Source organism: Sphingomonas sorbitolis (genome assembly GCF_036663875.1).
GTDB lineage: Bacteria > Pseudomonadota > Alphaproteobacteria > Sphingomonadales > Sphingomonadaceae > Sphingomonas.
Genome location: NZ_JAXOJS010000001.1, coordinates 474,328 through 498,652 on the forward strand (window position 1 = coordinate 474,328; position 24,325 = coordinate 498,652).

23 protein-coding genes and 1 riboswitch are annotated in these 24,325 nt (G+C 67.0%); of the genes, 8 read left to right on the forward strand and 15 right to left on the reverse strand.

The window, feature by feature from the left end; translation table 11 throughout:
• The first annotated feature begins 26 nt into the window (after positions 1-26).
• The 4 genes from U1763_RS01950 (at position 27) to U1763_RS01965 (ending at position 3,779) form a co-directional block, all read left to right on the forward strand.
• Positions 27-1,232 (forward strand): hydrolase, encoded by a 1,206-nt coding sequence (locus U1763_RS01950; protein WP_332753862.1) that lies wholly within the window; start codon positions 27-29, stop codon positions 1,230-1,232.
• Positions 1,229-2,245, forward strand: coding sequence for an arginine N-succinyltransferase (locus U1763_RS01955; RefSeq protein ID WP_332753863.1), 1,017 nt, complete (start codon positions 1,229-1,231; stop codon positions 2,243-2,245). The genes U1763_RS01950 and U1763_RS01955 overlap by 4 nt, the downstream gene beginning before the upstream one ends.
• Positions 2,242-3,495 carry an N-succinylarginine dihydrolase gene (locus U1763_RS01960; RefSeq protein WP_332753864.1) on the forward strand — a complete coding sequence of 418 codons (1,254 nt, stop codon included), beginning with the start codon at positions 2,242-2,244 and terminating at the stop codon, positions 3,493-3,495. The genes U1763_RS01955 and U1763_RS01960 overlap by 4 nt, the downstream gene beginning before the upstream one ends.
• 65 nt (positions 3,496-3,560) lie before the next feature.
• Positions 3,561-3,779, forward strand: coding sequence for a hypothetical protein (locus U1763_RS01965; RefSeq protein WP_132741733.1), 219 nt, complete (start codon positions 3,561-3,563; stop codon positions 3,777-3,779).
• Positions 3,780-3,783: 4 nt separating this feature from the next.
• Here the strand turns inward: U1763_RS01965 and U1763_RS01970 are convergent, their stop codons facing one another.
• From U1763_RS01970 to cobU, 3 genes are all read right to left on the reverse strand, one after another.
• Positions 3,784-4,491, reverse strand: a complete 708-nt coding sequence (locus tag U1763_RS01970; RefSeq protein ID WP_132741735.1) for a Crp/Fnr family transcriptional regulator — start codon at positions 4,489-4,491, stop codon at positions 3,784-3,786.
• A gap of 335 nt (positions 4,492-4,826) precedes the next feature.
• The gene (locus U1763_RS01975) at positions 4,827-5,006 is read right to left on the reverse strand and encodes a hypothetical protein (protein WP_132897027.1); all 180 of its coding nucleotides are present in this window, start codon (positions 5,004-5,006) and stop codon (positions 4,827-4,829) included.
• 136 nt (positions 5,007-5,142) lie between these two features.
• Positions 5,143-5,700 carry a bifunctional adenosylcobinamide kinase/adenosylcobinamide-phosphate guanylyltransferase gene (gene cobU / locus U1763_RS01980; RefSeq protein WP_332753865.1) on the reverse strand — a complete coding sequence of 186 codons (558 nt, stop codon included), beginning with the start codon at positions 5,698-5,700 and terminating at the stop codon, positions 5,143-5,145.
• Between the two features lie 72 nt (positions 5,701-5,772).
• Here cobU and U1763_RS01985 point away from each other — a divergent pair, with 72 nt between their 5' ends.
• Genes U1763_RS01985 through U1763_RS01995 form a run of 3 tightly spaced genes read left to right on the forward strand, consistent with a single transcriptional unit; the run spans position 5,773 to position 9,135 of the window.
• Positions 5,773-6,747 carry a threonine-phosphate decarboxylase gene (locus tag U1763_RS01985; RefSeq protein ID WP_332753866.1) on the forward strand — a complete coding sequence of 325 codons (975 nt, stop codon included), beginning with the start codon at positions 5,773-5,775 and terminating at the stop codon, positions 6,745-6,747.
• A complete protein-coding gene (gene cbiB / locus U1763_RS01990; protein WP_332753867.1) occupies positions 6,740-7,678 on the forward strand; it encodes an adenosylcobinamide-phosphate synthase CbiB in 939 nt (312 codons plus the stop codon). Before U1763_RS01985 ends, cbiB begins: the two co-directional genes overlap by 8 nt.
• Positions 7,666-9,135 carry a cobyric acid synthase gene (locus U1763_RS01995; protein WP_332753868.1) on the forward strand — a complete coding sequence of 490 codons (1,470 nt, stop codon included), beginning with the start codon at positions 7,666-7,668 and terminating at the stop codon, positions 9,133-9,135. Before cbiB ends, U1763_RS01995 begins: the two co-directional genes overlap by 13 nt.
• On the opposite strand, the gene cobS is transcribed toward U1763_RS01995, so the two are convergent.
• The 5 genes from cobS to cobO all read right to left on the reverse strand — a co-directional run bounded on the left by cobS (position 9,100) and on the right by cobO (position 12,928).
• The gene (gene cobS, locus U1763_RS02000) at positions 9,100-9,813 is read right to left on the reverse strand and encodes an adenosylcobinamide-GDP ribazoletransferase (protein WP_332753869.1); all 714 of its coding nucleotides are present in this window, start codon (positions 9,811-9,813) and stop codon (positions 9,100-9,102) included. The two genes, U1763_RS01995 and cobS, sit on opposite strands and share 36 nt — an antisense overlap.
• Positions 9,810-10,367, reverse strand: coding sequence for a histidine phosphatase family protein (locus U1763_RS02005; RefSeq protein WP_443026868.1), 558 nt, complete (start codon positions 10,365-10,367; stop codon positions 9,810-9,812). The genes cobS and U1763_RS02005 overlap by 4 nt, the downstream gene beginning before the upstream one ends.
• Positions 10,368-10,375: 8 nt before the next feature.
• Entirely contained in the window at positions 10,376-11,389 is a 1,014-nt protein-coding gene (cobT, locus tag U1763_RS02010) for a nicotinate-nucleotide--dimethylbenzimidazole phosphoribosyltransferase (protein ID WP_332753871.1), read from the reverse strand.
• Positions 11,386-11,793 (reverse strand): DUF1636 domain-containing protein, encoded by a 408-nt coding sequence (locus tag U1763_RS02015; protein ID WP_332753872.1) that lies wholly within the window; start codon positions 11,791-11,793, stop codon positions 11,386-11,388. The genes cobT and U1763_RS02015 overlap by 4 nt, the downstream gene beginning before the upstream one ends.
• 172 nt (positions 11,794-11,965) lie before the next feature.
• A riboswitch (cobalamin riboswitch) is annotated at positions 11,966-12,161 on the reverse strand.
• A gap of 161 nt (positions 12,162-12,322) precedes the next feature.
• Positions 12,323-12,928: a cob(I)yrinic acid a,c-diamide adenosyltransferase gene (cobO, locus tag U1763_RS02020; RefSeq protein WP_332753873.1), complete on the reverse strand. Its 606-nt coding sequence runs from the start codon at positions 12,926-12,928 to the stop codon at positions 12,323-12,325.
• 54 nt (positions 12,929-12,982) lie between these two features.
• Here cobO and U1763_RS02025 point away from each other — a divergent pair, with 54 nt between their 5' ends.
• Positions 12,983-14,614, forward strand: coding sequence for an NAD(P)/FAD-dependent oxidoreductase (locus U1763_RS02025; protein ID WP_332753874.1), 1,632 nt, complete (start codon positions 12,983-12,985; stop codon positions 14,612-14,614).
• A gap of 147 nt (positions 14,615-14,761) precedes the next feature.
• On the opposite strand, the gene U1763_RS02030 is transcribed toward U1763_RS02025, so the two are convergent.
• The 7 genes from U1763_RS02030 to U1763_RS02060 all read right to left on the reverse strand — a co-directional run bounded on the left by U1763_RS02030 (position 14,762) and on the right by U1763_RS02060 (position 24,320).
• Complete coding sequence (locus tag U1763_RS02030) at positions 14,762-15,433, reverse strand: peptidylprolyl isomerase (protein WP_332753875.1); 672 nt, start codon at positions 15,431-15,433, stop codon at positions 14,762-14,764.
• Between the two features lie 263 nt (positions 15,434-15,696).
• On the reverse strand, positions 15,697-16,002 hold the full coding sequence (locus U1763_RS02035; protein ID WP_132741759.1) for a UBP-type zinc finger domain-containing protein: 306 nt from the start codon (positions 16,000-16,002) through the stop codon (positions 15,697-15,699).
• Positions 15,999-17,663 (reverse strand): FAD-dependent oxidoreductase, encoded by a 1,665-nt coding sequence (locus tag U1763_RS02040; protein WP_332753876.1) that lies wholly within the window; start codon positions 17,661-17,663, stop codon positions 15,999-16,001. Before U1763_RS02040 ends, U1763_RS02035 begins: the two co-directional genes overlap by 4 nt.
• On the reverse strand, positions 17,660-19,042 hold the full coding sequence (locus U1763_RS02045; RefSeq protein ID WP_332753877.1) for an FAD-containing oxidoreductase: 1,383 nt from the start codon (positions 19,040-19,042) through the stop codon (positions 17,660-17,662). The genes U1763_RS02040 and U1763_RS02045 overlap by 4 nt, the downstream gene beginning before the upstream one ends.
• On the reverse strand, positions 19,039-19,494 hold the full coding sequence (locus U1763_RS02050; RefSeq protein WP_332753878.1) for a DUF4126 domain-containing protein: 456 nt from the start codon (positions 19,492-19,494) through the stop codon (positions 19,039-19,041). Before U1763_RS02050 ends, U1763_RS02045 begins: the two co-directional genes overlap by 4 nt.
• A gap of 297 nt (positions 19,495-19,791) precedes the next feature.
• Entirely contained in the window at positions 19,792-20,781 is a 990-nt protein-coding gene (locus U1763_RS02055) for a DUF2891 domain-containing protein (protein WP_332753879.1), read from the reverse strand.
• Positions 20,778-24,320, reverse strand: a complete 3,543-nt coding sequence (locus U1763_RS02060) for a hydantoinase B/oxoprolinase family protein (RefSeq protein ID WP_332753880.1) — start codon at positions 24,318-24,320, stop codon at positions 20,778-20,780. The genes U1763_RS02055 and U1763_RS02060 overlap by 4 nt, the downstream gene beginning before the upstream one ends.
• Positions 24,321-24,325: the final 5 nt, after the last annotated feature.

The following is a 24,325-nucleotide window of genomic DNA, read 5'->3' on the forward strand; positions in this document are numbered from 1 at the left end:
ACGGCCGGTTTCGCTAGGGTCGGGTGATGAGGGGACTTTCAACGATGGAGCGCGATGCCGTCGACAAGGCGCACGCGGCTCCGATGCTGGCGCAGGTCGAGGCCTGGGCGGCGGTGAACAGCGGGACGCGCAATCTGCCCGGCCTCGCGACGATGGCCGGGTTGCTAGGCGACGCATTCGCCAACCTGCCGGGGGACATCACTTTGGTCGACCCGACTCCGGTCGACAGCGTCGCGGCGGACGGCGTCGTGTCGTCGATCGATCACGGCAAGCATCTGCATCTCGTCGTCCGCCCCGACGCGCCGGTGCGGATGCTGTTCACCGGGCACATGGACACGGTCTATCCGGTCGATCACGCGTTCCAGTCGCTCCAGTGGCTCGACGAGCGCCGGCTGAACGGGCCGGGTGTTGCGGACATGAAGGGCGGGCTGGCCGTGATGCTCGCGGCGCTTCAAGCGGTCGAAGCGAGCCCATTCGCCGCCCGTATCGGCTATGACGTCGTCATCAACTCGGACGAGGAAACCGGCTCCTTCTCCTCCGCCCCGCTGCTGGCCCGCGCCGCGCACGGCAAAATCGCCGCGCTGACCTACGAGCCAGCACTCGCCGACGGCACATTGGCGGGCGCACGCGGCGGCACCGGCAACTTTTCGATCATCGTTCGCGGCCGTAGCGCGCATGCCGGTCGCAACCCCGAGGACGGCCGCAACGCGCTCGTCGCCGCCGCGGATATCGCGGTGCGGCTTTCGAAGGTCCGCGGCCCACGCCTCGCGGTGAACCCGGCCCGAATCGAAGGCGGCGGCCCCAACAACGTCGTCCCCGACCTCGCCATCCTCCGCATCAACTTCCGCCCTGCCACGCTCGACGACATTGCCCGCGCCCAGTCTCACATCGACTCCGCGGTCGCGATGGTGACTGCCGAGCATGACGTCCGTATCGAAGTCCATGGCAGCTTCAACCGCCCGCCCAAACCGATCGACGACGGCGCCGCTCGCCTGTTCGACCTCGTCAAGGCGTCGGGCAGCGATCTCGGCCTCGATATCGCCTGGAAAGCGACCGGCGGGGTGTGTGACGGCAACAACATCGCGGCGGCGGGCGTGCCGGTCGTCGACACAATGGGCGTCCGCGGCGGTGCGATCCACTCGACCGACGAATTCATGATCCCCGACAGCCTGCCCGAGCGGGCAGCGTTGTCGGCGGTCACCATATTGCGCATTGCGGAGGGCCGGTTGTGAGCTTCAGGATCCGCGCCGCGGTCGACGACGATCTCCAGCATCTCTACGAGATGGCTAAGCTCACGGGTGGCGGCTTCACCAACCTGCCGCCTGATCGGCGTGCGCTGACCGCCAAGCTTGAGCGTAGCCACGCCGCCTTCGCGCGCAGCGATGGCCCGGTTCACGACGAGCTGTTCGTGCTGATCCTCGAAAACACCGAGACGCGCGAAGTCCGCGGCACCTGCCAGATCTTCACGCAGGTCGGCCAGAGCTATCCGTTCTACAGCTACCGGATCGGCCAGCTCACGCAGCACAGCAAGGAGCTAAACCGCACCTTCCGCGCGGACATGCTGTCGCTCGCCACCGATCTCGAAGGCGCGAGCGAAGTCGGCGGGCTGTTCCTCCACCCCGGCGAACGCGCCGGCGGTCTCGGCCTGTTGCTCGCGCGCAGTCGCTATCTGTTCATCAAGATGCACCGCGCCCGCTTCGCCGACCGCATCCTCGCCGAACTGCGCGGGGTGATCGACGAAGCCGGCGGCTCGCCCTTCTGGGACGGTCTCGCCGGCCGGTTCTTCGGGATGAATTTCCAGGACGCGGATCAGTTCAATGCGATCAACGGCCACCAGTTCATCGCCGATCTGATGCCCAAGCATCCGATCTACACCGCGATGCTCACCGAGAGCGCTCGCGCGGCGATCGGCCTGCCGCATCCCTCGGGTCGCGCCGCGATGCGTATGCTGGAGAACGAGGGGTTCGCGTTCGAGAATTATGTCGACATCTTCGACGGCGGACCGACGATGACCGCGCGCACCGACCGGGTCCGCTCGATCGCCGATGCGCGCGAAAGCCGCGTCGTCGCGATCGACCAGGACGGCGGCACCGAAGCGCTGGTCGCGACCGGCAACCTCGCCGACTTCCGCTGTGCCTTCGGGCATGTCCGCGAGACGGAAGACGGCGTTGCCCTCTCTCCCGACAGCGCCGCGGCGCTCGCGCTAGCCGAGGGCGCGCTCGTGACGCATGTTGCACGGCTATGACCATGGTCGAGATCAACTTCGACGGGCTGATCGGCCCCAGCCATAATTTCGCCGGGCTCAGCCCCGGTAATCTGGCCGCGACGCAGCATGCCGGGCAGATCGCGCATCCGCGGGCGGCGGCGTTGCAGGGCATCGCCAAGATGCGCGCGAATCTCGATCTGGGCCTAGTGCAGGGCGTGCTGATGCCGCTCGCCCGCCCCGACCATCGCTGGCTCGAAGCTTTGGCGACCACCTACGACCAGGCGCCGCCGCATCTTCGCGCGCAGGCCTTGTCGGCGTCGGCGATGTGGGCGGCGAACGCGGCGACGGTCTCGCCCGCGGCCGACACCCGCGATCACCGCTGTCACCTGACCGTCGCCAACCTTGTGACGATGCCGCATCGCAGTCACGAATGGCCGGGCACGCTCGCGCAACTCCGGACGGCGTTCGCAAACCCCGCCTTCGTCGTGCATTCCCCCGTCCCGGCCCCGTTCGGCGACGAGGGCGCCGCCAACCACATGCGGCTCTGCGCCGATCATGCCGCACCCGGGGTCGAGGTCTTCGTCTACGGCAAGCCCGGCGGACGCTTCCCCGCCCGTCAGCACCGCGACGCGAGCGAAGCCATCGCGCGCGCGCATGGGCTCGATCCGGCGCGGACTGTGTTCGTCCAGCAGTCCGACATCGCGATCGCCGCGGGGGCGTTCCATAACGACGTCGTCGCGGTCGCCAACGAGCGCGTGCTGTTCGCCCACGAACACGCCTTCGAGGACAAGGATGCGTTCTACGCCGATCTGCGCCGCCTCCTGCCCGAGGTCGAGATCGTCGAGATTCCCGCCGACCGCGTCAGCCTCGCCGACGCGATCGCGTCCTATCTGTTCAACGCGCAGCTCGTTTCGTTCGCCGATGGCATGGCGCTAATCCTGCCCGAGGAGGCGCGCGCCAATGCCGCGGTGTGGTCGTGGCTCCAAGCGCACGTCGCAGGCAATGGTCCGATCCGCCACCTGTACGTCGTCGACGTGCGCGAATCGATGAGCAATGGCGGCGGCCCTGCCTGCCTCCGCCTGCGCGTGGTCGCCGATCCGGCAACCGTCGATCCCCGCTTCCTCGTCGATCACGCCAAGCTCGACCGAATCGCCGCAATCGTCGCCGTGCACTGGCCCGAGGCGATCGATCCGGCGTCGATCGGCGATCCCAAGCTGATCGTGGCCATCCAAGCCGCGCGGAATACGCTCCTCGCCGACCTGAATCTTGTCGGGTTAATTTACACTTAACCATCTTTGCGGAGAGCTAAACCGCAGAAATCAGCCATTGGCACCGGTCTTGCTGTGTCGCGGCCATGTGGACTCGCTTTGCCCGCCTCTTCATCATCAAGACCAAGTTCGAGGCATTCCTCGTCATCTACGGGCTCGGGCTCGGCGCGGTCGAGCGCGGCATCCATTATCTTCAGCAATATCCCGGCTATGGCGGTTGGATGCTGTTCGCCGCCTGCCCGATCGCAGTCTTCATGGCAGGCGGGCGGATCATCGACTCGGTCAGTCACGGCCGAGAACGCTGACCCGTCAGGATTTCTGCTGCGACAGGTGCAGATAGCGGCTCGAGAAGTCGGCGAGTTCGCGCAACGCATCCCAGCGTGGAAAGCTGATCCGCCGCCGGTTGCGCGAGATCAGACCGTCCGCTTCGAGCGACTTGATCGTCCGGTTGACGTGCACCGCGGTCAGCCCGAGCGCATCGCCGAGCTGTTCCTGGCTCATCGGCAGTTCGTAGCCGGTCTCGTCGACCAAGCCCTGCATGTCGAGCCGGATCGCGAATTCGCACAGGAAATGCGCCAGCCGCGACCGGGCATCGCGCCGGCCGATATTGAGGATCCATTCGCGGAAGATCGATGCCTCGACCAGCGTGTTGACGAAGATTGCATTGCCGATCGACGCTCGCGTCCGGGCGAGATCGCGCAACGCCGTTCGTGAGATCGTCGCGACGTCCGCGCGGGTCAGCGTCTGCACATTGTGGTCGGCGACGTCGAGAAACAGGTGCTGGAAGTCCAGCGCCTCCCCCGGCACGTGCAGTGACACGATCTGTCGCATCCCCGAGCCGGTCAGCTTCTGGCGGTATGCAAACCCGGACAGCAAGACGGCGCATTGCTCGGGCGCGTCGCCTTCGCGGACGAGATAGGACGACGGTTCGTAGGTTCGCAGCGTATAGGGTAACGCCAGCAGTGCGCGACGATCAGCTTCGTGCAGAACCGCGTGTGTTTCAAGCTTTCGCACCATCAAAGCCAAGGGGGCCAAAGGGGAAATCACAGCACCATGATCCGTCAGAACATCGTTCAAATGCGTTCTCCCGCACAAATCGGGGCGGGAGCACATGCCTCTCTCGGCCGTCAGCGCCCAAGGATCGGCTGTCGGTGAAAGACGATAACATATTCGGATAAGGCTTATCGTAACATTTGGTCTTCACGCAAAATAAACCTGCGTTAAAATCGATAAGCTATGACCCCGGGTCTATCGAAGGCGATGCTGCCAGCATCTTCCACTATACTGGCCTGCCGGGACATTGCCTTTGCGCCGTAGCGTTTTATCCATACGGATATCGATCACGCGACGCGTTACGGTTTGACGGATGTCGCGCTGCTGATTTCATCCAATGCGCCTTGCAGGCAATCAATACAATCGCTCAACTTGGCCCCGAATAGCGGATTGTCGCCCTCATCGGCGATCCGCAGCGCTTCCTCGATCAGGAAGACCATCGATTTTAAACGCGCGACTGCCTGCGCTTTGCTATGCATTCCGGCCTCCATTCACGCAATGATGGTCGTTGCGACCAGTTCGGTGCAGTTGGCGACGATTAACCATTCCCGGTGTCGGCAGGCAAGATGGCAATTGTGGTCGGTGCGCGCGGCGTCGTGCGTCGCCCAGGCGCGCTTAGACCGGGCGTTTCCAAGACTGGACCAGACCAGCCATCAGTCCGTCGACCGAATCCACCTGTGCCGCAAGCCGCTGGTGCAACAATCCCGCGGCGTCGCGAAAGCGCCGCGCGAGCGCGTTGTCGGGGACGATACCGAGACCGACTTCATTCGAGACGAGAATGATCCGCGCCTGCGCGCAGGCGAGCGTCGCTAGCAAAACATCGACTTCCTGGTCGATGTCGAGATCGGCGAGCAATAGGTTGGAAAGCCATAAAGTAAGGCAATCGACGAGGACGACCGTGTTCGCGTCGTCCACCCCGCGCAATGCGGCGGCGAGTTGGGTTGGAGCTTCGACGGTCTGCCACCGCGCATCGCGGTCGGTCCGATGCCGCGCTATCCTATCGCGCATCTCGTCGTCGAATGCCTGCGCGGTCGCGATATACACCAGCGGTCCCGCAAATGATGCCGCGGCGGCTTCGGCGACGGCCTGCGCATGACGGCTCTTGCCGGACCGCGCGCCGCCGAGCACGAACAGGCTCCTACCGAACGACGGGCTGGTTTGTAATGGCGGCATGGTCTCTCCTTGGCGCTTGCAGCGCGCGTCCGGAATGACGATGAGCGGCGCAAGATCAAGCGAAAGGATATCATGACGGGGTTGCGCGCGCATGGCGGGAGGGTCGATCTCGCCGCAACCCTGTACCCCGATGCCCCCACCCCGTGGATCGATCTGTCGACCGGGATCAATCCGTGCGCCTGGCGGTCCGACCCTTTGCCGCCCGTCGATCTCACGACGCTGCCATCGCCGGCATCGATCGCGGTGCTCGAAGAAGCGGCGGCTGCAATGTTCGGAACCGATTCCGCCTGCGTTCTCGCGTTGCCGGGCAGCGAGATCGGACTACGCTTGCTGGCCGGTCTCGATCTGCCACGGCCCGCCCGATTTGTAGCGCCGAGCTACGCAACCCATGCGGAAGTGTTCGGACACGCCAGCGCCGTTATGCGACCGACCATCGATAACATCGAAGACGGAACGCTGCTGCTCGCAAACCCGAACAATCCGGATGGACTACTCGACAAACCAGAGCGCCTGCTCGCCGTAACGCGAAACGGCGCATGGCTGGTGGTCGACGAAGCGTTTGTCGACCTGGTCCCATCGTACAGCATCGTCCCGCATCTTCGGCCATCCGACCGCGTCATCGTTTTTCGCTCGTTTGGCAAGACGTTCGGCCTGCCCGGCGTCCGGCTCGGTTTCATGATCGCCCCGCCGGCGCAGGTTTCCGCGATGCGCCACCGGCTGGGAAGCTGGCCGGTTTCCGCCTGCGCAGTGGCTTATGGGACGGCCGCCTACCGCGATAGCGCCTGGATCGATGCGAACCGGCTCGCCTGCATCGACCGGGCGGCACGCATGGACACGATGCTGGCGCGCCACGGGCTGCACGCGACCGGTGCCTGCCCCCTGTTCCGGCTCGTGGAAAGCAGCGCCGCAGCCGCGATATTCGACCGTCTGGCGCATGCCGGGATACTGACGCGCACGTTCGACCATGCGCCACACTGGCTGCGGATCGGCCTGCCACGCGACGACATCGCCTTCGACCGGCTGGACCGAGCGCTGGCGCATGGCTGAGCCGATAGCGGTCCTAGCGATAGCGATCGACGCTGCGATCGGCTGGCCGGCCGCACTCTATGCACGGATAGGACATCCGGTAGGCGGGTTCGCGCGGTTGATCGGCGCCGCCGAGGCACGCTGGAACGATCCGCGAACATCGTTTGCGACCCGTCGGGCGGCGGGTGTCTTGACGATGATACTCGTTGTCGGGGTAGCGGTCGTCATCGCGCTCGCGCTAGATGTCGTTCTGCGAATGCTGCTCGGGTCTTCCGCCTGGATCGCGATCGCCTTGTTAGCCACGCCGGGACTCGCGATCCGTAGCCTGCACGATCATGTCGTTCCCGTGGCGCATGCGCTGGGAGCGAGCGACCTCCAGACTGCCCGTGACCGCGTTGGCATGATCGTCGGGCGGGATGTCGCGTCGCTCGATGAAGCCGGCGTCGCGCGGGCGGCGATCGAGAGCCTTGCCGAGAGCGTATGCGACGGCGTCGTCGCGCCACTGTTCTGGTTGCTCGTGGCCGGGCTGCCGGGACTGTGGGCGTATAAGGCGATCAACACGGCCGACAGTTTGATCGGGCACCGTGAAGAGCGCTGGCGTGCGTTCGGCTGTGCTGCGGCACGGACCGACGACTTGGCCAATCTGATCCCGGCGAGGCTGAGCGGCGTGCTGCTGTGCGTCGCCGGCCTCGGCGGTTGGCAGACGATGTGGCGCGACGCTGGCAACCATGCCTCGCCCAACGCAGGCTGGCCCGAAGCGGCGATCGCGGGCGCGCTTGGCCTGCGTCTCGCCGGGCCGATCGCCTATGACGGGGTGAGCGTCGCCAAGCCCTATATCGGCGATGGCCGTGCGGACGCTACCGCCGCCGATCTATGCGCCGCGCTCGGCATCTATCGCCGAGCGTGTGTGCTCCTGTTTGTCATTGCCGGAGGGATCGCATGGGCGCTCTGATGCTCCAGGGAACCGGCTCCGACGTCGGCAAGTCGGTGCTCGTCGCCGGGCTATGCCGCGCGTTCGCCAATCGCGGACTGTCGGTCCGCCCGTTCAAGCCGCAGAACATGTCGAACAACGCCGCCGTTACCGCAGATGGCGGCGAGATCGGTCGCGCGCAGGCCACCCAAGCGATCGCGTGTCGCGTCGAGCCGAGCGTCGACATGAACCCGGTGCTGCTGAAACCACAGGGCGACCGCACCTCGCAACTGATCGTCCGCGGGCAGGTGCGCGGCACGCTCGCCGCGGCGCGCTGGCGTGAGGGGCGCGAAGGGCTGCTGGTCGACGTGCTCGACAGCTTCGAACGGCTGTCGGCAGGCTGCGATCTCGTCGTCGTCGAAGGGGCGGGCAGTCCGGCGGAGATCAACCTGCGCGCCGGGGACATCGCCAATATGGGGTTCGCGCGTGCTGCCGACGTGCCCGTGGTGCTGGTCGGCGACATCGACCGCGGCGGCGTGATCGCGGCGATCATCGGCACGCGCGCGGTGATCGATCCGGCCGACGCGGCGATGATCCACGGCTTCCTGATCAACAAGTTCCGCGGCGACCCGGCGCTGTTCGACGACGGCTATCGCGCGATCGAAGCGCGGAGCGGTTGGCGCGGCTACGGTGTCGTGCCGTGGCTTGCAGACGCGGTACGGTTGCCGAGCGAGGACGCCGTGATCCTCGAACGCCCCTCCGCCGGTGCTCAGCGTCGCGTTACGATCGCCTGCCCGATCACGCCGCGGATCGCCAATTTCGACGACCTCGATCCGCTTCGCCTTGAGCCCAGTGTCGCGCTGGTCATGGTACCGCCGGGCACGCCGATCCCGGACGTCGACATGATCGTGCTCGCGGGATCGAAGGCGACGATCCCCGACCTCGCCTTCGTTCGTGCGCAGGGATGGGACATCGATATCCGCGCGCATTACCGCCGCGGCAAGCCGGTGCTCGGGCTCTGCGGCGGCTATCAGATGCTCGGTCGCAGCATCGCCGACCCCGACGGGATCGAGGGGCCGGCGGGGCGTGTCGACGGGCTCGGGATGCTCGACATCGACACGGTCCTTACCGGCCGCAAGACGCTGGAGCGGGTGCGCGGCCGGGCACAAGGCGCGGCATTCGAGGGCTATGAGATGCACATGGGCGCGACCACCGGACCCGCCACCGCGCACCCGGTCGGCCACCGCGCCGATGGCAGCCCCGAAGGCGCGACGAGTGCGGACGGACTGATCTCGGGCAGCTACGTCCACGGCCTGCTCGCGCTGGCAGAGCAACGCGCGGCGTGGCTGGCTCGGCTCGGCGTCGCGGCCAGTGGACCAGATCATGGCGCGTCGATCGACGCCGCGCTCGATGCGATCGCCGCGACGCTTGAACGCCATGTAGATCTCGATGCGCTACTCGCGCTAAGCGAGCGCGCCGGCCACCGAGAGCGCAACTAGCAGCCCGGTCTCGACGATCTCGATCCCGGCGCCATGCGCGTCGCCGGTCACACCGCCCAGCGTCCGCCGCAACCATGCCGCGACGCCTAACGTGAGCAGCGGTAGGGCGACCAGTGCAGGCACCGCGACCGCCGCGAGCGCAAGCACAAGTCCCCACCCCAGCAGGTCACGCGTTCGGACCGCGCCGGCGACGGCCGCGCCCAGCCCGCCGGGCCGCAGCGGCGGCAACAGTCTCGCCCAGACGAGCGGTCCCATCCTTGCCGCGCACGGCACGAGGATCAGCGTCCAGCCCATCCCCGCCGCGTGGAGCAATACCAGCTTGGCCAGCACCTGACCGACGATCGCGACGACGCCGAAGCTCCCGATATGCGGATCGGCCATCACCGCGAGCAGCCGCGTCCGATCGCCATGCGCCGCGCCCAACCCATCCGCGAGGTCGGCGAGCCCGTCGAGATGCAGCGCCCCCGTCACTGCGATCCAAGCCAGCAACGCAGCGCAGGCCCCCGTCCAAGGATCGACCAGCGTACCCAGCCAGCCGGCCGCCGCGACGATCAGGCCGATCGCGAGACCGACGACAGGGTAGCACCGGATCGCTGCCGCGAAATCCTCTGCCTCGACGTCGACGCCCAGCATCGGCAGGCGGGTGAGGAAGCCGAACGCGATGATCAACCGCTTCATGTCGCCAAGCCGACGATCTGCACGGTCCGCGTCGGGCCCGGCCATATCCGCAGCGACACCAGCGCGGCATAGGGGAGGTCGAACGCCCAGATCTGCCTTCGATCGAACCCGCACAACTCCGCGAGCGCCGCCCGGATCGCGCCGCCGTGCGTCACGACGAGTGTCGAGACCTGCGGCATCGCGGCCAGTGCCTGCGCGACCCGGTCCTGCAACGCGGACCAGCGTTCGCCATCCGGCGGTGGTGACGCATCGGGATCGTCGTAGAATGCGGTCAATTCGGCGGGATCGATTGCCGCCGGGGCCAGCCCGTCCCATGCCCCGAAATCGAGTTCGCGCCAGCGTGGGTCGACCTCGACCGCAACGCCTCGCGGTTCACCGATCGCCGCCGCACAGGCGCGTGCGCGGATCAGATCGGAGGCCTCGATCCGTTCGATCGCAAGACTCTCGGCGCGTGCCATACAGGCGGCAATCCCTCCCTTGGTTACCGGGTCGTCGGTCCGCCCGAGCATTCGCCCCGCCACGTCGGGCGCACCATGCCGCATCAGGTGCAGCATGTACGCGCTCACGCCGCCGAAACGCCCGCCTCGGCGAACGTCGCCATCTCGGCATGCACGGCCAGCGCGGCTCGAATCAGCAATGTTGCGGTCGCAGCGCCGCTGCCCTCGCCCAGCCGCATCCCGAGCGAGAGCAACGGGTCGAGGCCCAATCGCTCAAGCAGAAGACGGTGCCCCGGCTCGGCCGAGACATGTCCGGCAAGGCAATGCGCGAGAATGTCCGGACACGCCGCCGCCAATGTCGCGACCGCCGCACAGCAGATGAACCCATCGAGCATCACCGGCACGCCCGCCTGCCGTGCCGCGACCACCGCGCCCGCGATCGCCGCCAACTCGCGTCCGCCGAGCCGCCGCAAAATCTCGAACGGTGTGGTCAGCGCCTCGCGGTGCAGCGCGAGCCCAGCCTCGACGACCGCGACCTTCCGCGCGATGCCCTCGCCATCGACTCCGGTGCCCGGCCCGACCCAGTCGCTTGCCGACCCGCCGAAGCTCGCCAGGCACAGCGCGGCGGCGGTCGTCGAGTTGCCGATCCCCATCTCGCCGAGTACGACCAAGTCCGGCGCATCCGCTACCGCCGCCGCGCCCGCGTTCAACGCGGCCAGGCACTCGTCCTCCGACATCGCAGGCGCTTGCGTGAAATCCGCCGTCGGTCGATCGAGGTCGAGCGACACGGTCTTAAGTTCAAGGCCCGCCGCCCGCGACAGCGCGTTGATTGCCGCGCCGCCATGCTCGAAATTGGACACCATCTGGGCGGTGACCGAAGCCGAAAACGCACTCACGCCGCGCGCGACGATCCCGTGATTACCCGCAAATACGACCGCGCTGCCACGATCGAGCCGGGGCATCGGGTTGCCCTGCCAGCCGGCCATGAACACCGCTATATCCTCCAGCCGCCCCAGCGAGCCCGGCGGCTTGGTCAGTTCGCCTTGCCGGACGATCGCCGCGGATCGCGCCGCCGCGTCCGCCTGCGGCAAGCCGCGCAAGGCCGCCAGAAACCCGGCGGGCGTCGCGAACGCGGTCATTCGACGACGAAGCCGGCGGGCGGCGTGCGGGTGATGAAATGCCCCTTCACGCCCTGCGGCCATTGCTTGAACGGCACCTGCCCGAACGCGCTCTCACCGTAGAGCCGCGCGTAATCGAGGATCGCGCGCGCGGCGTCTTCGGTCGGTTCGAACCGGCCGAGCACATAGCCGACTTTGGCGGGTGCGCGCAGGTGGATCGTGCAGAAATCCTGGCATGCGAATAGGCACGGCATCTCCTGCACCGCGACGTCGGCATAGGCCGGGTCGCTCTGCTGCACCGTCTTCAGCGCCTGCACGAGCCGCGCGCCGCCGCGCTGGCCCTGCTCGTCGTCGCGCGCATCGGCCGAATGGCGGCACGTGTTGCACGCGACCACCGCGACGCCGTCCTCGGCGGGCTTCAGCATGTCCGTTCCCGAACGGTCGCAGCATTATGTAGATTTGGCATAGGAACCCCTTCGGACAGTCGATCCCGCATTGCACGAAGGGCGAGAGGCGCACGCCTCCAGCCTCCGCGCGACGCGAAGCGATGTCGTCGCTCGGGGTGTTACCCGTCCGTTCGGCGCACCCTGGCCGGACGAAAGACGACCGCGACGGGCAGGTCTCCTGGCTCGCGGGTCAACGCCGTCCGCGCCGCCTTCTCGGGAGTATCCCAATGGCATGAGGCACGATGGCTCGCCGCGTACAGTTGCAGGGGCAGCCGGGTGTTTCCCGTTCCCATTTTCATTTCCCTAAGCGTTGCCGCCTCGGGAAAACCTGTCGCAGGCCGAGCGATACGCGTACGATCGACCGTAGACAAGCAGCCTCTAATCCTCCCCTGACAGGGGAGGTGGCAGCCCGTTTGGGCTGACGGAGGGGTGACCCGCCGTCGTGATCGCAATACCCCTCCGTCTGGCAAGCGCCAGCCACCTCCCCTGCAAGGGGAGGATCAAGAAGTCAGAACTCCACCCCCGCCTGTGCCTTCACGCCCGACCGGAACGGATGCTTTACCTGCGTCATCTCGGTCACCAGATCCGCCAGCTCGATCAACGCATCCGGCGCATTCCGACCTGTCACCACGACATGCGTCATCTCCGGCTTTGCCGCCAACACAGCGAGCACCTCGTCGACCGGCAGATAGTCATACCGCAGCACGATGTTCAGCTCATCCGCGACCACCATCGCATAGGATGAATCGGCAATCATCCGCTTGACCTCGTCCCAAGCCTCGCGCGCCACCGCGATGTCGCGCGCACGATCCTGCGTATCCCAGGTGAACCCCTCCCCCATCGGCTTGAATTCGCACAGGTCCGGGAACGCGTCGAAGATCGCCTTCTCGCCGGTCGCCATCGCGCCCTTGACGAACTGCACCACGCCGACCTTGCGCCCATGCCCGATCATCCGCACCGCCATGCCGAACGCGGCGGTCGACTTGCCCTTGCCCTTGCCGGTGTGGACGATGATCAGCCCCTTCTCGATCGTCTTGCCAGCGACGATCTTATCGTGGACCTCCTTGCGCTTGGCGCTCTTGGCATTCTGCTCGTCGTCGGTCCGCATGATCATGTCCTCTTTTGCTTCCGATGGCGGATCGCGCCGCGCGGCGCTAGAGGACCGAGCATGCTCCGCATCACCGACCTCAAGCTGCCGCTCAACCATGCCGACGAAGCGCTCCCCGCCGCGATCCGCGATCGCCTGCGCGTAACCCCGCGCGACCTGATCCGCTACACGATCGCGAGGCGCGCGCACGATGCGCGCGACAAGATGGACATCCAGCTCGTCTATTCGGTCGACGTCACGCTGAAGAACGAGGACACCGTCCTCACGCGCTTCCGGAAAGATCGCCACGTCCAGCGTACCCCGGACACGGGGTATCGCTTCGTCACCAAGGGCGGCCCGAGCTATACCGGCCCGCGCCCCGTGGTCGTCGGCGCAGGCCCATGCGGCCTGTTTGCCGGGCTCATCCTCGCGCAGATGGGGTTCCGCCCGATCATCCTCGACCGGGGGAAAGTCGTCCGCGAGCGCACCAAGGATACCTGGGGCCTATGGCGCAAGAGCGTCCTCAACCCCGAATCCAACGTCCAGTTCGGCGAGGGCGGCGCCGGCACCTTCTCCGACGGCAAGCTCTGGAGCCAGATCAAGGATCCGCGCCATCTCGGCCGGAAGGTCCTGACCGAGTTCGTGAAGGCCGGCGCGCCGCCGGAAATCCTAACCGAAGCGCACCCGCACATCGGCACGTTCCGGCTCGTCACTATGGTCGAGAGCATGCGCGAGACGATCGAGGCGCTCGGCGGCGAATACCGCTTCTCGACGCGCGTCGACGGTCTCGACATCGTCGAGGACGCCGGCACGCGCCAGCTCCGCGGGCTCCACCTGAGCACCGGCGACTATCTCGAAGCCAACCACGTCGTCTTCGCGGTCGGGCACAGCGCGCGGGACACATTCGAGATGCTGCATGCCAAGGGTGTCCACGTCGAGGCGAAGCCGTTCTCGATCGGTGTCCGCATCGAGCATCCGCAGTCGTGGATCGACGAAGCACGCTTCGGCCCCTGCGCGGGCCATCCGGATCTCGGGGCGGCGGCGTACAGCCTGTCGCACCATTGCAAGAACGGTCGGACCGTCTATAGCTTCTGCATGTGCCCGGGCGGCACCGTCGTCGCAGCGACTTCGGAGGAGGGCCGCGTCGCCACCAATGGCATGAGCCAATATTCGCGCAACGAACGCAACGCGAACTCGGGGATCGTCATCGGCATCGACCCCGAGCGCGATTATCCCGGCCACCCGCTGGCGGGGATCGAACTGCAACGCCACTGGGAATCGCGCGCCTATGTCGCCGGCGGCTCGAACTACAAGGCGCCTGCGCAACGCATTGGCGACCTGCTCGCAGGGCGTGCGTCGACCGCGCTGGGCTCGGTGATCCCGTCGTACAAACCGGGCGTGCATATGACTGATTTGTCGGAATGCCTGCCGGAGTTCGCGATCACCGCGTTGCGCGAGGCATTGCCGGCGTTTGGGCGCGAGATTCCTGGCTATGATCATCCCGATGCGGTGTTGACGGGGGTGGAGACGCGGACCTCGTCGCCGGTTCGGATTACGCGCGGTGATAATTTCGTGAGCCTCAACACCGCGGGATTGTTTCCGGCAGGCGAAGGCGCCGGCTATGCAGGGGGCATCCTTTCCGCCGCAGTCGACGGGATCAAGGTCGCGGAAGCGGTAGCGCTCAGCCTGACTGCGGGACCCTCCGTCCTGTAAGTAAAGCTTGTTTCCCCGCGAAGGCGGGGATCCAGTCTGGGCTCCCGCCTTCGCGGGAGAACAAGGAAGGACGTGGTACCGTACGACCATCGTCGGCACGTGTTCGAAGGGGATAGGCGCCGAAACTAGTCTGGGGCGACGGATACTTCACTTCTTCCGACCAAGCCCCGTCTCGATCAGCCAAGCCCGCGGCAACCCCGTTGGCTTCGCCACCCCGTCGAGCCGTCGCGCACTTACCAGCGCCACGCGCTTCAGGATCATTTGGTCCTTGAACGCATCCATCCCGCCCCCGGTCGGCTTGGCGAGAATGCGCTTCACCACCTCCATTCCCGCGACGACGTGTCCGAACGCCGCATAGCCAGGATAGCCCGCTCGGGCGTCCATCGCCGGTGCCGGACCGACTGTGATGAAAAAATTCCCGCCAGCCGACGCCGGCGTCATCCCGCGCGCCATCGAGATCGTCGCGTCGAGATGCTTGATCCCGGTCATCGCAGTAGTCTCGAGCGGAAATGGCGGCAGGATCCGCCGCGCGTCGGTGCGGATGCCCGCCTGGATGAAGCCGAGCTTCGGCGCGGATTTCTGGCGGCTCGCGCGGTAGAAGTCTGTCCCGTCGAACCGGCCGTCATCGACATAGGCGAGGAAATTCGCCGTCGTCTTGGGCGCATGGCGCGCGTCGAGCGCCAGTAGGATCGGCCCCTCCGACGTGACGATGCGGACGCGTACGATGCCGGGTTTCGGTTCTGCGCGGTTCGGCTTTTGCGCAGATCCCGCCGTAGCGAGCGCCGCAACGGCCATTAGCCCCATCATCACACGCCGCATGTTCGACTACTCACGCCTTTACCGATGAAGGTCGGCTAGCGGTCAGGGTCGGGCGAAGCAAGCGAGGGTGATCAACGGTGTGGTTGCATCGACGGTCGTTGCCGCGCTGAGCACCACCACCCCGGCGCAGGCCGGGGCCCAATTGGGGGACGGCAATAACAAAGGATCGCCCGCCAGCACTGCGGCTTTGCCGATTGGGCCCCGCCCTCCGCCGGGGTGGTAGTACACGCGGCTGAACCGACGCAAACAAAGCCTACCCCTCTTCAAACATACCGCGGGATAGGCCCCCATTGCGGCGTTTGGTCGGGCAGGTCGACCATCGACTCGTCCACGAAACACCAGCCCCAGCCCTCCGGTGGGTCATAGCCCTCGATGATCGGATGCCGCGTCGCATGAAAGTGCGCGGTCGCGTGGCGGTGTGGCGAATCGTCGCAGCAGCCGACATGCCCGCATGCCCGACACAGCCGCAGATGGACCCATTCACTGCCGATCCGAAGGCAATCCTCGCACCCCTTGGCGCTCGGCGTGACCGACCGGATCGTCTCCATATGCGTGCAGCCGTAACTCATGACGCCTCCCGTTCGGCCATGTCGGCCAGCGCGACATGAACCTGCGCGACCACTGCCGCCCCCTCGCCGACCGCCGCCGCGACGCGCTTGGTCGAGCCCGCGCGCACGTCGCCGATCGCGAACACGCGCGCGCGGCTCGTCTGTAACGCGAGGGCAGCCTTGCCGGTGACGATGAACCCCTTATCGTCGGTATCGACGCAGCCTTGTAGCCAACCCGCGTTAGGGTCGGCGCCGATGAACAGGAACAAATGCCGCATTGCGCAAGGCTTGATCGCGCCATCGGGTTGGCGGAACGTCGCCGCCGTGAGCCCGGTCGCGCGGTCGCCCTCCAGACCGACGATCTCGGTACCGACATGCAGCGTCACGTTGGGCAACGCGGCGATCCGGTCGATCAGGTATTTCGACATCGTCGCCGCCAGCGGCCGTCGCACGATCAAATGGAGACGGCTCACGCGAGGCGCGAGAAATACCACCGCCTGCCCGGCCGAGTTGCCGCCGCCGACCAGCGCGACTTCCTCGCCCTCGCACAGCCGCGCCTCGATCGGCGACGCCCAATAGGAGACGCCTGCGCCTTCGAACATCGCCAGACCGGGAATGTCGGGCCGGCGATAGCGGGCGCCCGAGGCCACGATCACGGTCCGCGACCGGACCCGCGTGTCACCCGGCAGCGCGAGCACCAGCGGATCGTCCGCCGGCCGCGCGTCATCGCAGTCGAGCCGCGCGACCTCCAGCGGCACCGCGATCTCCGCGCCGAACTTCAGCGCCTGGTTGAACGCGCGGCCCGCCAGCGCCTGCCCTGAAATTCCGGTCGGAAACCCCAGGTAATTCTCGATCCGCGCGGACGCCCCCGCCTGCCCGCCGATCGCGCGCTCGTCGAGCACGACCACCGACAGTCCCTCAGATGTGGCATATACCGCCGCCGCCAGCCCTGCCGGCCCCGCGCCGACGATCGCGACGTCGTACACCACGTCCGGATCGAGCTCGGGCGTGATCCCCAGGCACGCGGCAACCTCGACATCCGACGGTCGCTTGAGGACTTTCCCGTTCGGACAGACCACCAGCGGCAGATCGGCGCGCAACACGCCGATCCGCTCGACCAGCGCGCGCCCCTCCTCGTCCGACGCCGCATCGAGCACGACGTTGGGATAGCCCGACCGGGTGAGGAAACCCTGCAACCGGACGATATCGGGGCTGCCCGGCACGCCGACGATCACCGTCCCGCCGCTGCCCTGCTCGATCAGTCCGACGCGGCGCAGGATCAGCGCGCGCATCACGACTTCGCCGACGTCCGCCGAGCCGACCATCAGCGCGCGCAAATGCGCCGGATCGAACGGCAAAGCGGTGCAGCCATCGGCGCCGGCACGGCCCCCCGCGATCGAGGGGCGTCCGGCGAGCTGGTTCACCTCGCCGGTGATCTGTCCGACTCCGTGCGAGGTGATCGGCGCCTCGTGCGTCAGCCCGTCGCGGCGGATGACCTTGATCGATCCCGCCAGCACCAGCCATGCGGGCGCGCCCTGTTCACCGATCGCATAGACCTGCTCGCCCGCTGCGAATTTTCGCGCGGGGCCGCTCGCGAACCGCTTGGCCGTCTCGATCTGGTCGGCGTCGAGCACCGGAAACATCTGGTGCTCGCGCGAGGCGACGCTGCCGGTCGTGGTCATCGAGGCTCCACCGGTTCGAGACCGAGCAGCAGCGTCGGGATCAACTCAGATACGGTCGGATGGATCGGCACCGCCCAGCGCAAAGCCGACACCGGCTGATCCGCGTTCATCATGTCGAGGATACCGTGGATCGCCTCATCGCCCCCGACACCCAGGATCGCCGCACCCAGGATCCGCTGCGTCTCCGCATCGGCGACGATCTTCATGAAACCCTTGGTCTCACCCTTCTCGATCGCCCGCCCGACTCGCGACATCGGCCGCGTCGAGACGAGGATCGTCCGCCCGGTCTGCTCGGCGTCCGCCTGCGTCATCCCGACCCGTCCGAGCGGTGGATCGGTGTACAGCGCATAGCCGACCAACCGCTGGCTCAGGCTGCGCTCGTCGCCATCGAGCAGGTTGGCCGCGACAATCTCGAAGTCGTTATAGGCGGTGTGCGTAAACGCGCCGCGCCCGTTGCAATCGCCGAGTGCCCAGACCCCCGGCACGTTGGTCTGGAGCAGATCGTCGACGATCACATAGCCCTTCGCATCGGTCATGACCCCGGCAAGCTCGAGCCCGAGATCATCGGTGTTCGGCCGCCGCCCGACCGCAAGCAGCACATGGCTGCCGATCACCACCGGGTCGCCCGCTGTGCAATCGACCGATACCGCGACGCCGGCCTCATGCGCGGCGAAGGCGATGCAGGTCGCGCCGGTCCGTACGACGATGCCTTCATCCTCAAGGATCGCACGGACCGCCTCGGACACGTCGGCATCCTCATGCGCGATCAACCGCTCGCCGCGCTCGACCACGGTGACGGCGGCGCCGAACCGGCGATACATCTGCGCGAATTCGAGCCCGACATAGCTGCCGCCGACGACCACCAGATGCTTGGGTACGGCCTCCAGCGCGACCATGTCGGTGTTGTCCAGATGGGGGACGTCGTTTACGCCCGGCATATCAGGCACGCTCGCGCGTCCGCCGACGTTGAGAAAAATCCGCGGTGCGGTCAGTTCCTCTCCGTCGACCATGATCGTACCAGGGCCGGTAAAGCGCGCATGACCGAGCAACAAGGTCAGCCCGGCCATGCCGTCCAACCAGGCTTCGTTACGCGAACGCGCATCCATCACGATGGCACGCGCGCGCGCCGCTATCGCCGGCATATCGATGCCGACTTCGCCGGTCCGCACGCCGAACTCCGCGGCCCGACGAGCCAGATGGGCGGCATAGGCGCTTGCAACCAGCGCCTTGGTCGGCATGCACCCGGTATTGACGCAGGTACCTCCGACCAACTTGCGCTCGATCAGTGCCACCGTCATCCCGGCCTCGGTCAAACGCCCCGCGAGCGGCGGTCCCGCCTGACCGGCGCCCACGATGATCGCGTCGAACCGCCGCATCACAACAGCGCGACGACCAGCACAGCCAGGCCGATCGCCAGCGCATCCTCAACCAACGCGGCGGGACGATCGCTGCCGAATGATGCCGCCAGCCGCGCGCGCAATCTCGCACCGCCCAGCGTCCCGAGGACGGCGCCGATCACGCCGAGCACCAGTCCAAAAAACGACGCCCCCAAGGCATAACCGATCGCCGCGCCCGAAATTCCGCCCGTGACGATCCGTGCGCCGAACTGCGCCGGTACCGTCCGGCTTGGCGTCGAGGGCAGTTGATCGGTGACGAGTTCGGCGGCTGCGAGAAACGATATTATCCAAGGCGTGAACCGCCACCCGAGAAAGGCCAGCCATGTCCCCTGCAGAGGCACCAACCCGGTTGAGGCTGCCCAGGCGATCGCGGCCGGCGCCATCATCGCGCGCAACCCGGCGACGATACCGATAACGAGAGCGAGAACTAGCATGGCCGCCTCCTGCAAAATTCCTTGAACAGACGCTTTCACGCCCGCTTCGAGCGGTCAATCGTCGATCGGTTTCAGCGCACGATCCGATCGGGTACGGATGAGGCAGAGTTTAAGCAGGGGGTCAGAGCGACAGAGGCAGGACCGGTCCGGAAACCCTTGCCGTGGCGACACAATCCCAAAGCTCCGTACGTCAGACCATCAGCAGCGACACCGATCGACTATCGCCGGTACACCACCAGAGAAGGGTCCATTTCGGGTGCGTAACGATACGAAGCCACCGCAAGGCCCGATATCGTCTTATGATTCGGCATCGAGAGCGAGCAGGGCGAACGTCGCCAGCCAGTGTTCACCCATATAATCGTCGGCAAGATGCGGCAGCGCCTCGGCGAGGTGATCGTCCGCCACCAACCACGCCCGCTTCGGGTCGGGTAGTGCCTTGGCAATCGACCGCCACCCCCATGCGCGTGACAAATTCACGCCGTCGAGATGTGCGAGCTGTCCATCCGAGCGATCGCTGACGATCGCCGGCGTTCGCAGGCAGGTGGTCGCCGAGCCGAACGGATCGGGCATGAATGCGGTCAGCCACGCCGTGAAGTCGGCACCGAGCACCTCGCGCATCAGCACCGCTTCGCACAACGTCGCGGACAAGAAATCCTCACCGCTTGGCTCCCACGGTTGGCATGCGCGATCCGCCCCGAACCAATCGCGCGCACGCGTCTCGATCAACGCCGCGAGCGCCGCGTCATGCGTACGCGCCCAGCGTAGCGCGTGGACCAGCGCAAATGCCGTGCAGTCATGCTTGCCGCTGCGTACCGGATAAATAAGCTTCGGCAGATACTCGGCGAACCGGGCGGCGAATGCGTGTGCGAGCGGCGCGATCGCGGCCGCCCAGGAACGATCGATCCGAAGCGCCAGTTCGTCATGCAACGCGAGCAACCAGCCCCAGCCGTAAGGGCGCTCAAAACTTCCCGTCGTCGGCCTTGCCAGATAGTCGAGTTCGCCTGCCGCCAACGCCGGCACGAGCATACGGTCCGCCAGCGCCTCGATCGCCACCGCCTCGGGCATGGCCGGGTACAGGCGTGCGAGCCGCATCACCTGCCACCAGCCGTGTACGCAACTATGCCAGTCGAAACTGCCGTGAAAGATCGGATGCAGCGTCTTGGGCAAGGCAAGATCGCCGGGACCACCCAGCGTCTGGTCGAGTTTGTACGGCCATTCGCGGGTCAGATGCCCCAGTGTCAGCGTCGCGAACCGCGCCGCGGTCGCCTGATCGATGCCGTGTGTCATTCGTCTCTCCCAAATCCGCCGCCGCCGGGCGTTTCTATGACGAATACGTCGCCAGCTTTCATGTCGACCTTGGCGGTGGAGCCGAGCGGCTCGACGCTGCCATCCGCGCGCTCGACGGTTGCCGAGCCCAGCCCGCCGCTTGCACCGCCCGCCATGCCGAACGGCGCGACGCGGCGGCGATTAGCTAGGATGCAGGCGGTCATCTCTTCGAGGAAGCGCACCCGCCGCGTGGCGCCGTCGCCGCCCTGGTTTGCGCCTGCCCCACCCGAGCCGCGGCGGATCGAGAAGTCTTCCAGCAACACGGGAAAGCGCGTTTCGAAGATTTCAGGGTCGGTCAGCCGGCTGTTGGTCATGTGCGTCTGGATCACTGACGCGCCGTCGAAACCGGGGCCTGCGCCTGCCCCGCCGGCGATGGTCTCGTAATATTGGTGCGTGTCGTTGCCGAAGGTGAAGTTGTTCATCGTCCCCTGGCTGGCGGCCATCGCGCCCAGCGCGCCGAACAGCGCGTCGGTGACGACCTGGCTGGTCTCGACGTTGCCGGCGACGACCGCGGCCGGATAGCGCGGGTTGAGCATCGAGCCTTCGGGCACGCGGATCGTCACGCCGCGCAGGCAGCCGTCGTTGAGCGGGACCGCCTCGTCGATCAGCGCGCGGACGACGTAGAGCACCGCCGCGCGGACGATCGAGACGGGGGCGTTGAAGTTGGTCGGGCGCTGGTCGCTGGTGCCGGCGAAGTCGACCTCCATCGTCGCGGCCTCGCGATCGACGCGGACCGCCACGCGCACGACTGCGCCGTCGTCCATCTCATAGGCAAACGCACCATCGCCTAGCGTCGCGATCAGGCGGCGGACGGCAGCGTCGGCGTTGGCCTGGACGTGCTCCATGTAGGCCGCGACGACGTCCGTGCCGTACTCGTTCGCGAGTCGTGTGAGACCAGTCGCGCCGCGCGTGCAGGCGGCTAATTGCGCGGCGAGATCGGCGATGTTCTGGTCGACGTTGCGTGCGGGATAGGGTCCGCCGGCGAACACGGCGCGAAGTTCGGTTTCGAGGAAGCGGCCTTCATCGACAATCAGAAGATCGTCGAGCAGAACGCCCTCTTCCTCGACCGAGCGGCTTTCGGGCGGCATCGATCCTGGGGTTATGCCGCCGACGTCCGCGTGATGGCCGCGGGCGGCTACGAAGAACGCCGGCGCGTCGCCGTCGTCCGCGAAGACCGGCATGATGACGGTGATGTCGGGCAGGTGCGTGCCGCCGCGATAGGGGGCGTTGAGCGCGTAGGCGTCGCCGCGGCGGATACCGCGGCCGTCTGCGCCGCCGCCTCGCGCGTCGATGATCGTGCGGATGCTCTCGCCCATCGAGCCGAGGTGTACCGGGATGTGCGGGGCGTTGGCGACGAGGTTGCCTTGCGCGTCGAACAGCGCGCAACTGAAGTCGAGGCGTTCGCGGATGTTGACCGACGCGGCGGAGCGCTGGAGCGCGGCGCCCATTTCCTCGGCGATGCTCATGAACAGACCGGCGAAGATCGCCAGCCGGACGGGATCGGATTCAGTGCCGATGCTCGCGCCGACACGGGGTGCGATGCGGTCGAGGATCAGATTGCCGATCGGATCGACGCGCGCGCGCCAGCCGGGCTCGACGATGGTGGTGGAGACGCTGTCGAGGATCAGCGCGGGGCCGTCGATGGCGTGGCCGGCGGGGAGGCCTTCGCGCGCCAGGACGGGCGTGTCGTGCCATGCACCGGCCATGTAGACGGGCGCGACCGACAGCGGCGCGGCCGGCTCTTCGGGGAACGCGACCAGCGCGGCGTCGATCGCCGGACTCTCGGCGATCGCCTCGGCTACGATCCGGTCGGCGATCAGCGGTGCTTCGCTGGCGAACCCGAACTGCGCGACGTGTGCCGCGTCGAACGCGGCGATTATTGCTGCCGGGTCGTCGAGATCAAGTTCGATGGTGTGGTCGGTCTGGCCTCGACGCAGATGCACGCGGCGTTCGATCCGGACGTCGTCCGCCGTGACACCCTGCGCCACCAGCGCGTCGCGCGCTGCTTCCGCCAGACCGTCCAGCGCCTGCGTGATCGCGGCATAGTCCGCGAACGCAGCACCCGAGGTCGCCTCGCGGAGCACGCGACGATCGGCCAGCCCCATGCCGTACGCCGACAGCACGCCGGCCAGCGGGTGGATCATCACGCGGTCCATCGCCAGCGCGTCGGCGACGAGGCATGCATGCTGCCCCCCGGCCCCACCGAAACATGCCAGCGTGTAACGCGTCACGTCATGCCCACGCGCGACGGAGATCGTCCGGATCGCATTCGCCATGTTGGCCACCGCGACCGCGACGAACCCTTCCGCCGCGACCTGCGGATCGAGCGGCAATTCTGAGAACCGGGCGGTCACTGCTTCGGCGTCGAGCGGCTGATCGCCCGCCGGTCCGAACAGCGCCGGGAAGAATTTGGGGCGCACCTTGCCCAGCATCACGTTGCAGTCGGTCACCGTCAGCGGCCCGCCGCGGCGATAGCACGCCGGCCCCGGCACCGCGCCCGCGCTCTCCGGCCCGACGATCAGCTGCTCGCCGTCAAACCGACAGATCGAGCCGCCGCCCGCCGCCACCGTATGGATCCGCAGCATCGGCGCGCGGATACGGGCGCCGGCGATCAGCGTCTCGGTATCGCGCTCGTACGTGCCGGCGTAGTGCGAGACGTCGGTCGAGGTGCCGCCCATGTCGAAGCCGATGATCTGTTCGAACCCGGCCTCGCGCGCGGTCGCGGCCATGCCGACGATGCCACCCGCGGGACCCGACAGGATCGCGTCCTTGCCGCGAAAGCCTGCGCCGTCGACCAGTCCGCCCGACGACTGCATGAACAGCGCGCCCTGCCCCAGCGCGTCGCTCAGGCCCGAGACATAGCGATCGACGACCGGCGACAGATACGCATCGACGACGGTCGTATCGCCGCGCCCGATCAGCTTGATCAGCGGCGCGACGCGGTGGCTGACCGAGATTTGCGTGAAGCCGATCTCAGCCGCGATTGCCGCCAGCACCTCCTCGTGCGCCGTGAAGCGATAGCCGTGCACAAGAACAATCGCGACCGCGCGCAGACCGCTATCGAATGCAGCCTGCAATCCTGCACCGGCCGCGTCGACGTCGAGCGGACGGAGCACATCGCCCTCGGCCCCGACCCGCTCGTCGATCTCAACGACATGCGCAAACAGCGGCGGCGGACGGTTCACGTCGCGTGCGAAAATGTCGGACCGCTCCTGGTGGCCGATCAGCAGCGCATCGCCGAACCCGCGCGTGATCGCGAGACACGTCGGCTCGCCCTTGCGCTCGAGCAGCGCGTTGGTCGCGACCGTGGTGCCGATGCGCAGTTCAAGCGGCACGTCCGCCCCATCAGTCAGCCGCCGGATCGCCTCGACCGCGGCATCGCCGTAGCGCTCGGGATCTTCCGATAGCAGCTTGGCGGTGACGATCCGCCCGTCCGGCTCCCGCGCGACGACATCGGTGAACGTGCCGCCGCGGTCGATCCAGAACTGCCATGTGGTCATCGGTT

Coding starts and splice junctions, on each gene's coding strand:
- U1763_RS01950 (WP_332753862.1), top strand. CDS start 27: ATGAGGGGACTTTCAACGATGGAGCGCGATGCCGTCGACAAGGCGCAC.
- U1763_RS01960 (WP_332753864.1), top strand. CDS start 2,242: ATGACCATGGTCGAGATCAACTTCGACGGGCTGATCGGCCCCAGCCAT.
- U1763_RS01965 (WP_132741733.1), top strand. CDS start 3,561: ATGTGGACTCGCTTTGCCCGCCTCTTCATCATCAAGACCAAGTTCGAG.
- U1763_RS01970 (WP_132741735.1), bottom strand. CDS start 4,491: ATGGTGCGAAAGCTTGAAACACACGCGGTTCTGCACGAAGCTGATCGT.
- U1763_RS01975 (WP_132897027.1), bottom strand. CDS start 5,006: ATGCATAGCAAAGCGCAGGCAGTCGCGCGTTTAAAATCGATGGTCTTC.
- cobU (WP_332753865.1), bottom strand. CDS start 5,700: ATGCCGCCATTACAAACCAGCCCGTCGTTCGGTAGGAGCCTGTTCGTG.
- U1763_RS01985 (WP_332753866.1), top strand. CDS start 5,773: ATGACGGGGTTGCGCGCGCATGGCGGGAGGGTCGATCTCGCCGCAACC.
- cbiB (WP_332753867.1), top strand. CDS start 6,740: ATGGCTGAGCCGATAGCGGTCCTAGCGATAGCGATCGACGCTGCGATC.
- U1763_RS01995 (WP_332753868.1), top strand. CDS start 7,666: ATGGGCGCTCTGATGCTCCAGGGAACCGGCTCCGACGTCGGCAAGTCG.
- cobS (WP_332753869.1), bottom strand. CDS start 9,813: ATGAAGCGGTTGATCATCGCGTTCGGCTTCCTCACCCGCCTGCCGATG.
- U1763_RS02005 (WP_443026868.1), bottom strand. CDS start 10,367: ATGCTGCACCTGATGCGGCATGGTGCGCCCGACGTGGCGGGGCGAATG.
- cobT (WP_332753871.1), bottom strand. CDS start 11,389: ATGACCGCGTTCGCGACGCCCGCCGGGTTTCTGGCGGCCTTGCGCGGC.
- U1763_RS02015 (WP_332753872.1), bottom strand. CDS start 11,793: ATGCTGAAGCCCGCCGAGGACGGCGTCGCGGTGGTCGCGTGCAACACG.
- cobO (WP_332753873.1), bottom strand. CDS start 12,928: ATGATCATGCGGACCGACGACGAGCAGAATGCCAAGAGCGCCAAGCGC.
- U1763_RS02025 (WP_332753874.1), top strand. CDS start 12,983: ATGCTCCGCATCACCGACCTCAAGCTGCCGCTCAACCATGCCGACGAA.
- U1763_RS02030 (WP_332753875.1), bottom strand. CDS start 15,433: ATGCGGCGTGTGATGATGGGGCTAATGGCCGTTGCGGCGCTCGCTACG.
- U1763_RS02035 (WP_132741759.1), bottom strand. CDS start 16,002: ATGAGTTACGGCTGCACGCATATGGAGACGATCCGGTCGGTCACGCCG.
- U1763_RS02040 (WP_332753876.1), bottom strand. CDS start 17,663: ATGACCACGACCGGCAGCGTCGCCTCGCGCGAGCACCAGATGTTTCCG.
- U1763_RS02050 (WP_332753878.1), bottom strand. CDS start 19,494: ATGCTAGTTCTCGCTCTCGTTATCGGTATCGTCGCCGGGTTGCGCGCG.
- U1763_RS02055 (WP_332753879.1), bottom strand. CDS start 20,781: ATGACACACGGCATCGATCAGGCGACCGCGGCGCGGTTCGCGACGCTG.
- U1763_RS02060 (WP_332753880.1), bottom strand. CDS start 24,320: ATGACCACATGGCAGTTCTGGATCGACCGCGGCGGCACGTTCACCGAT.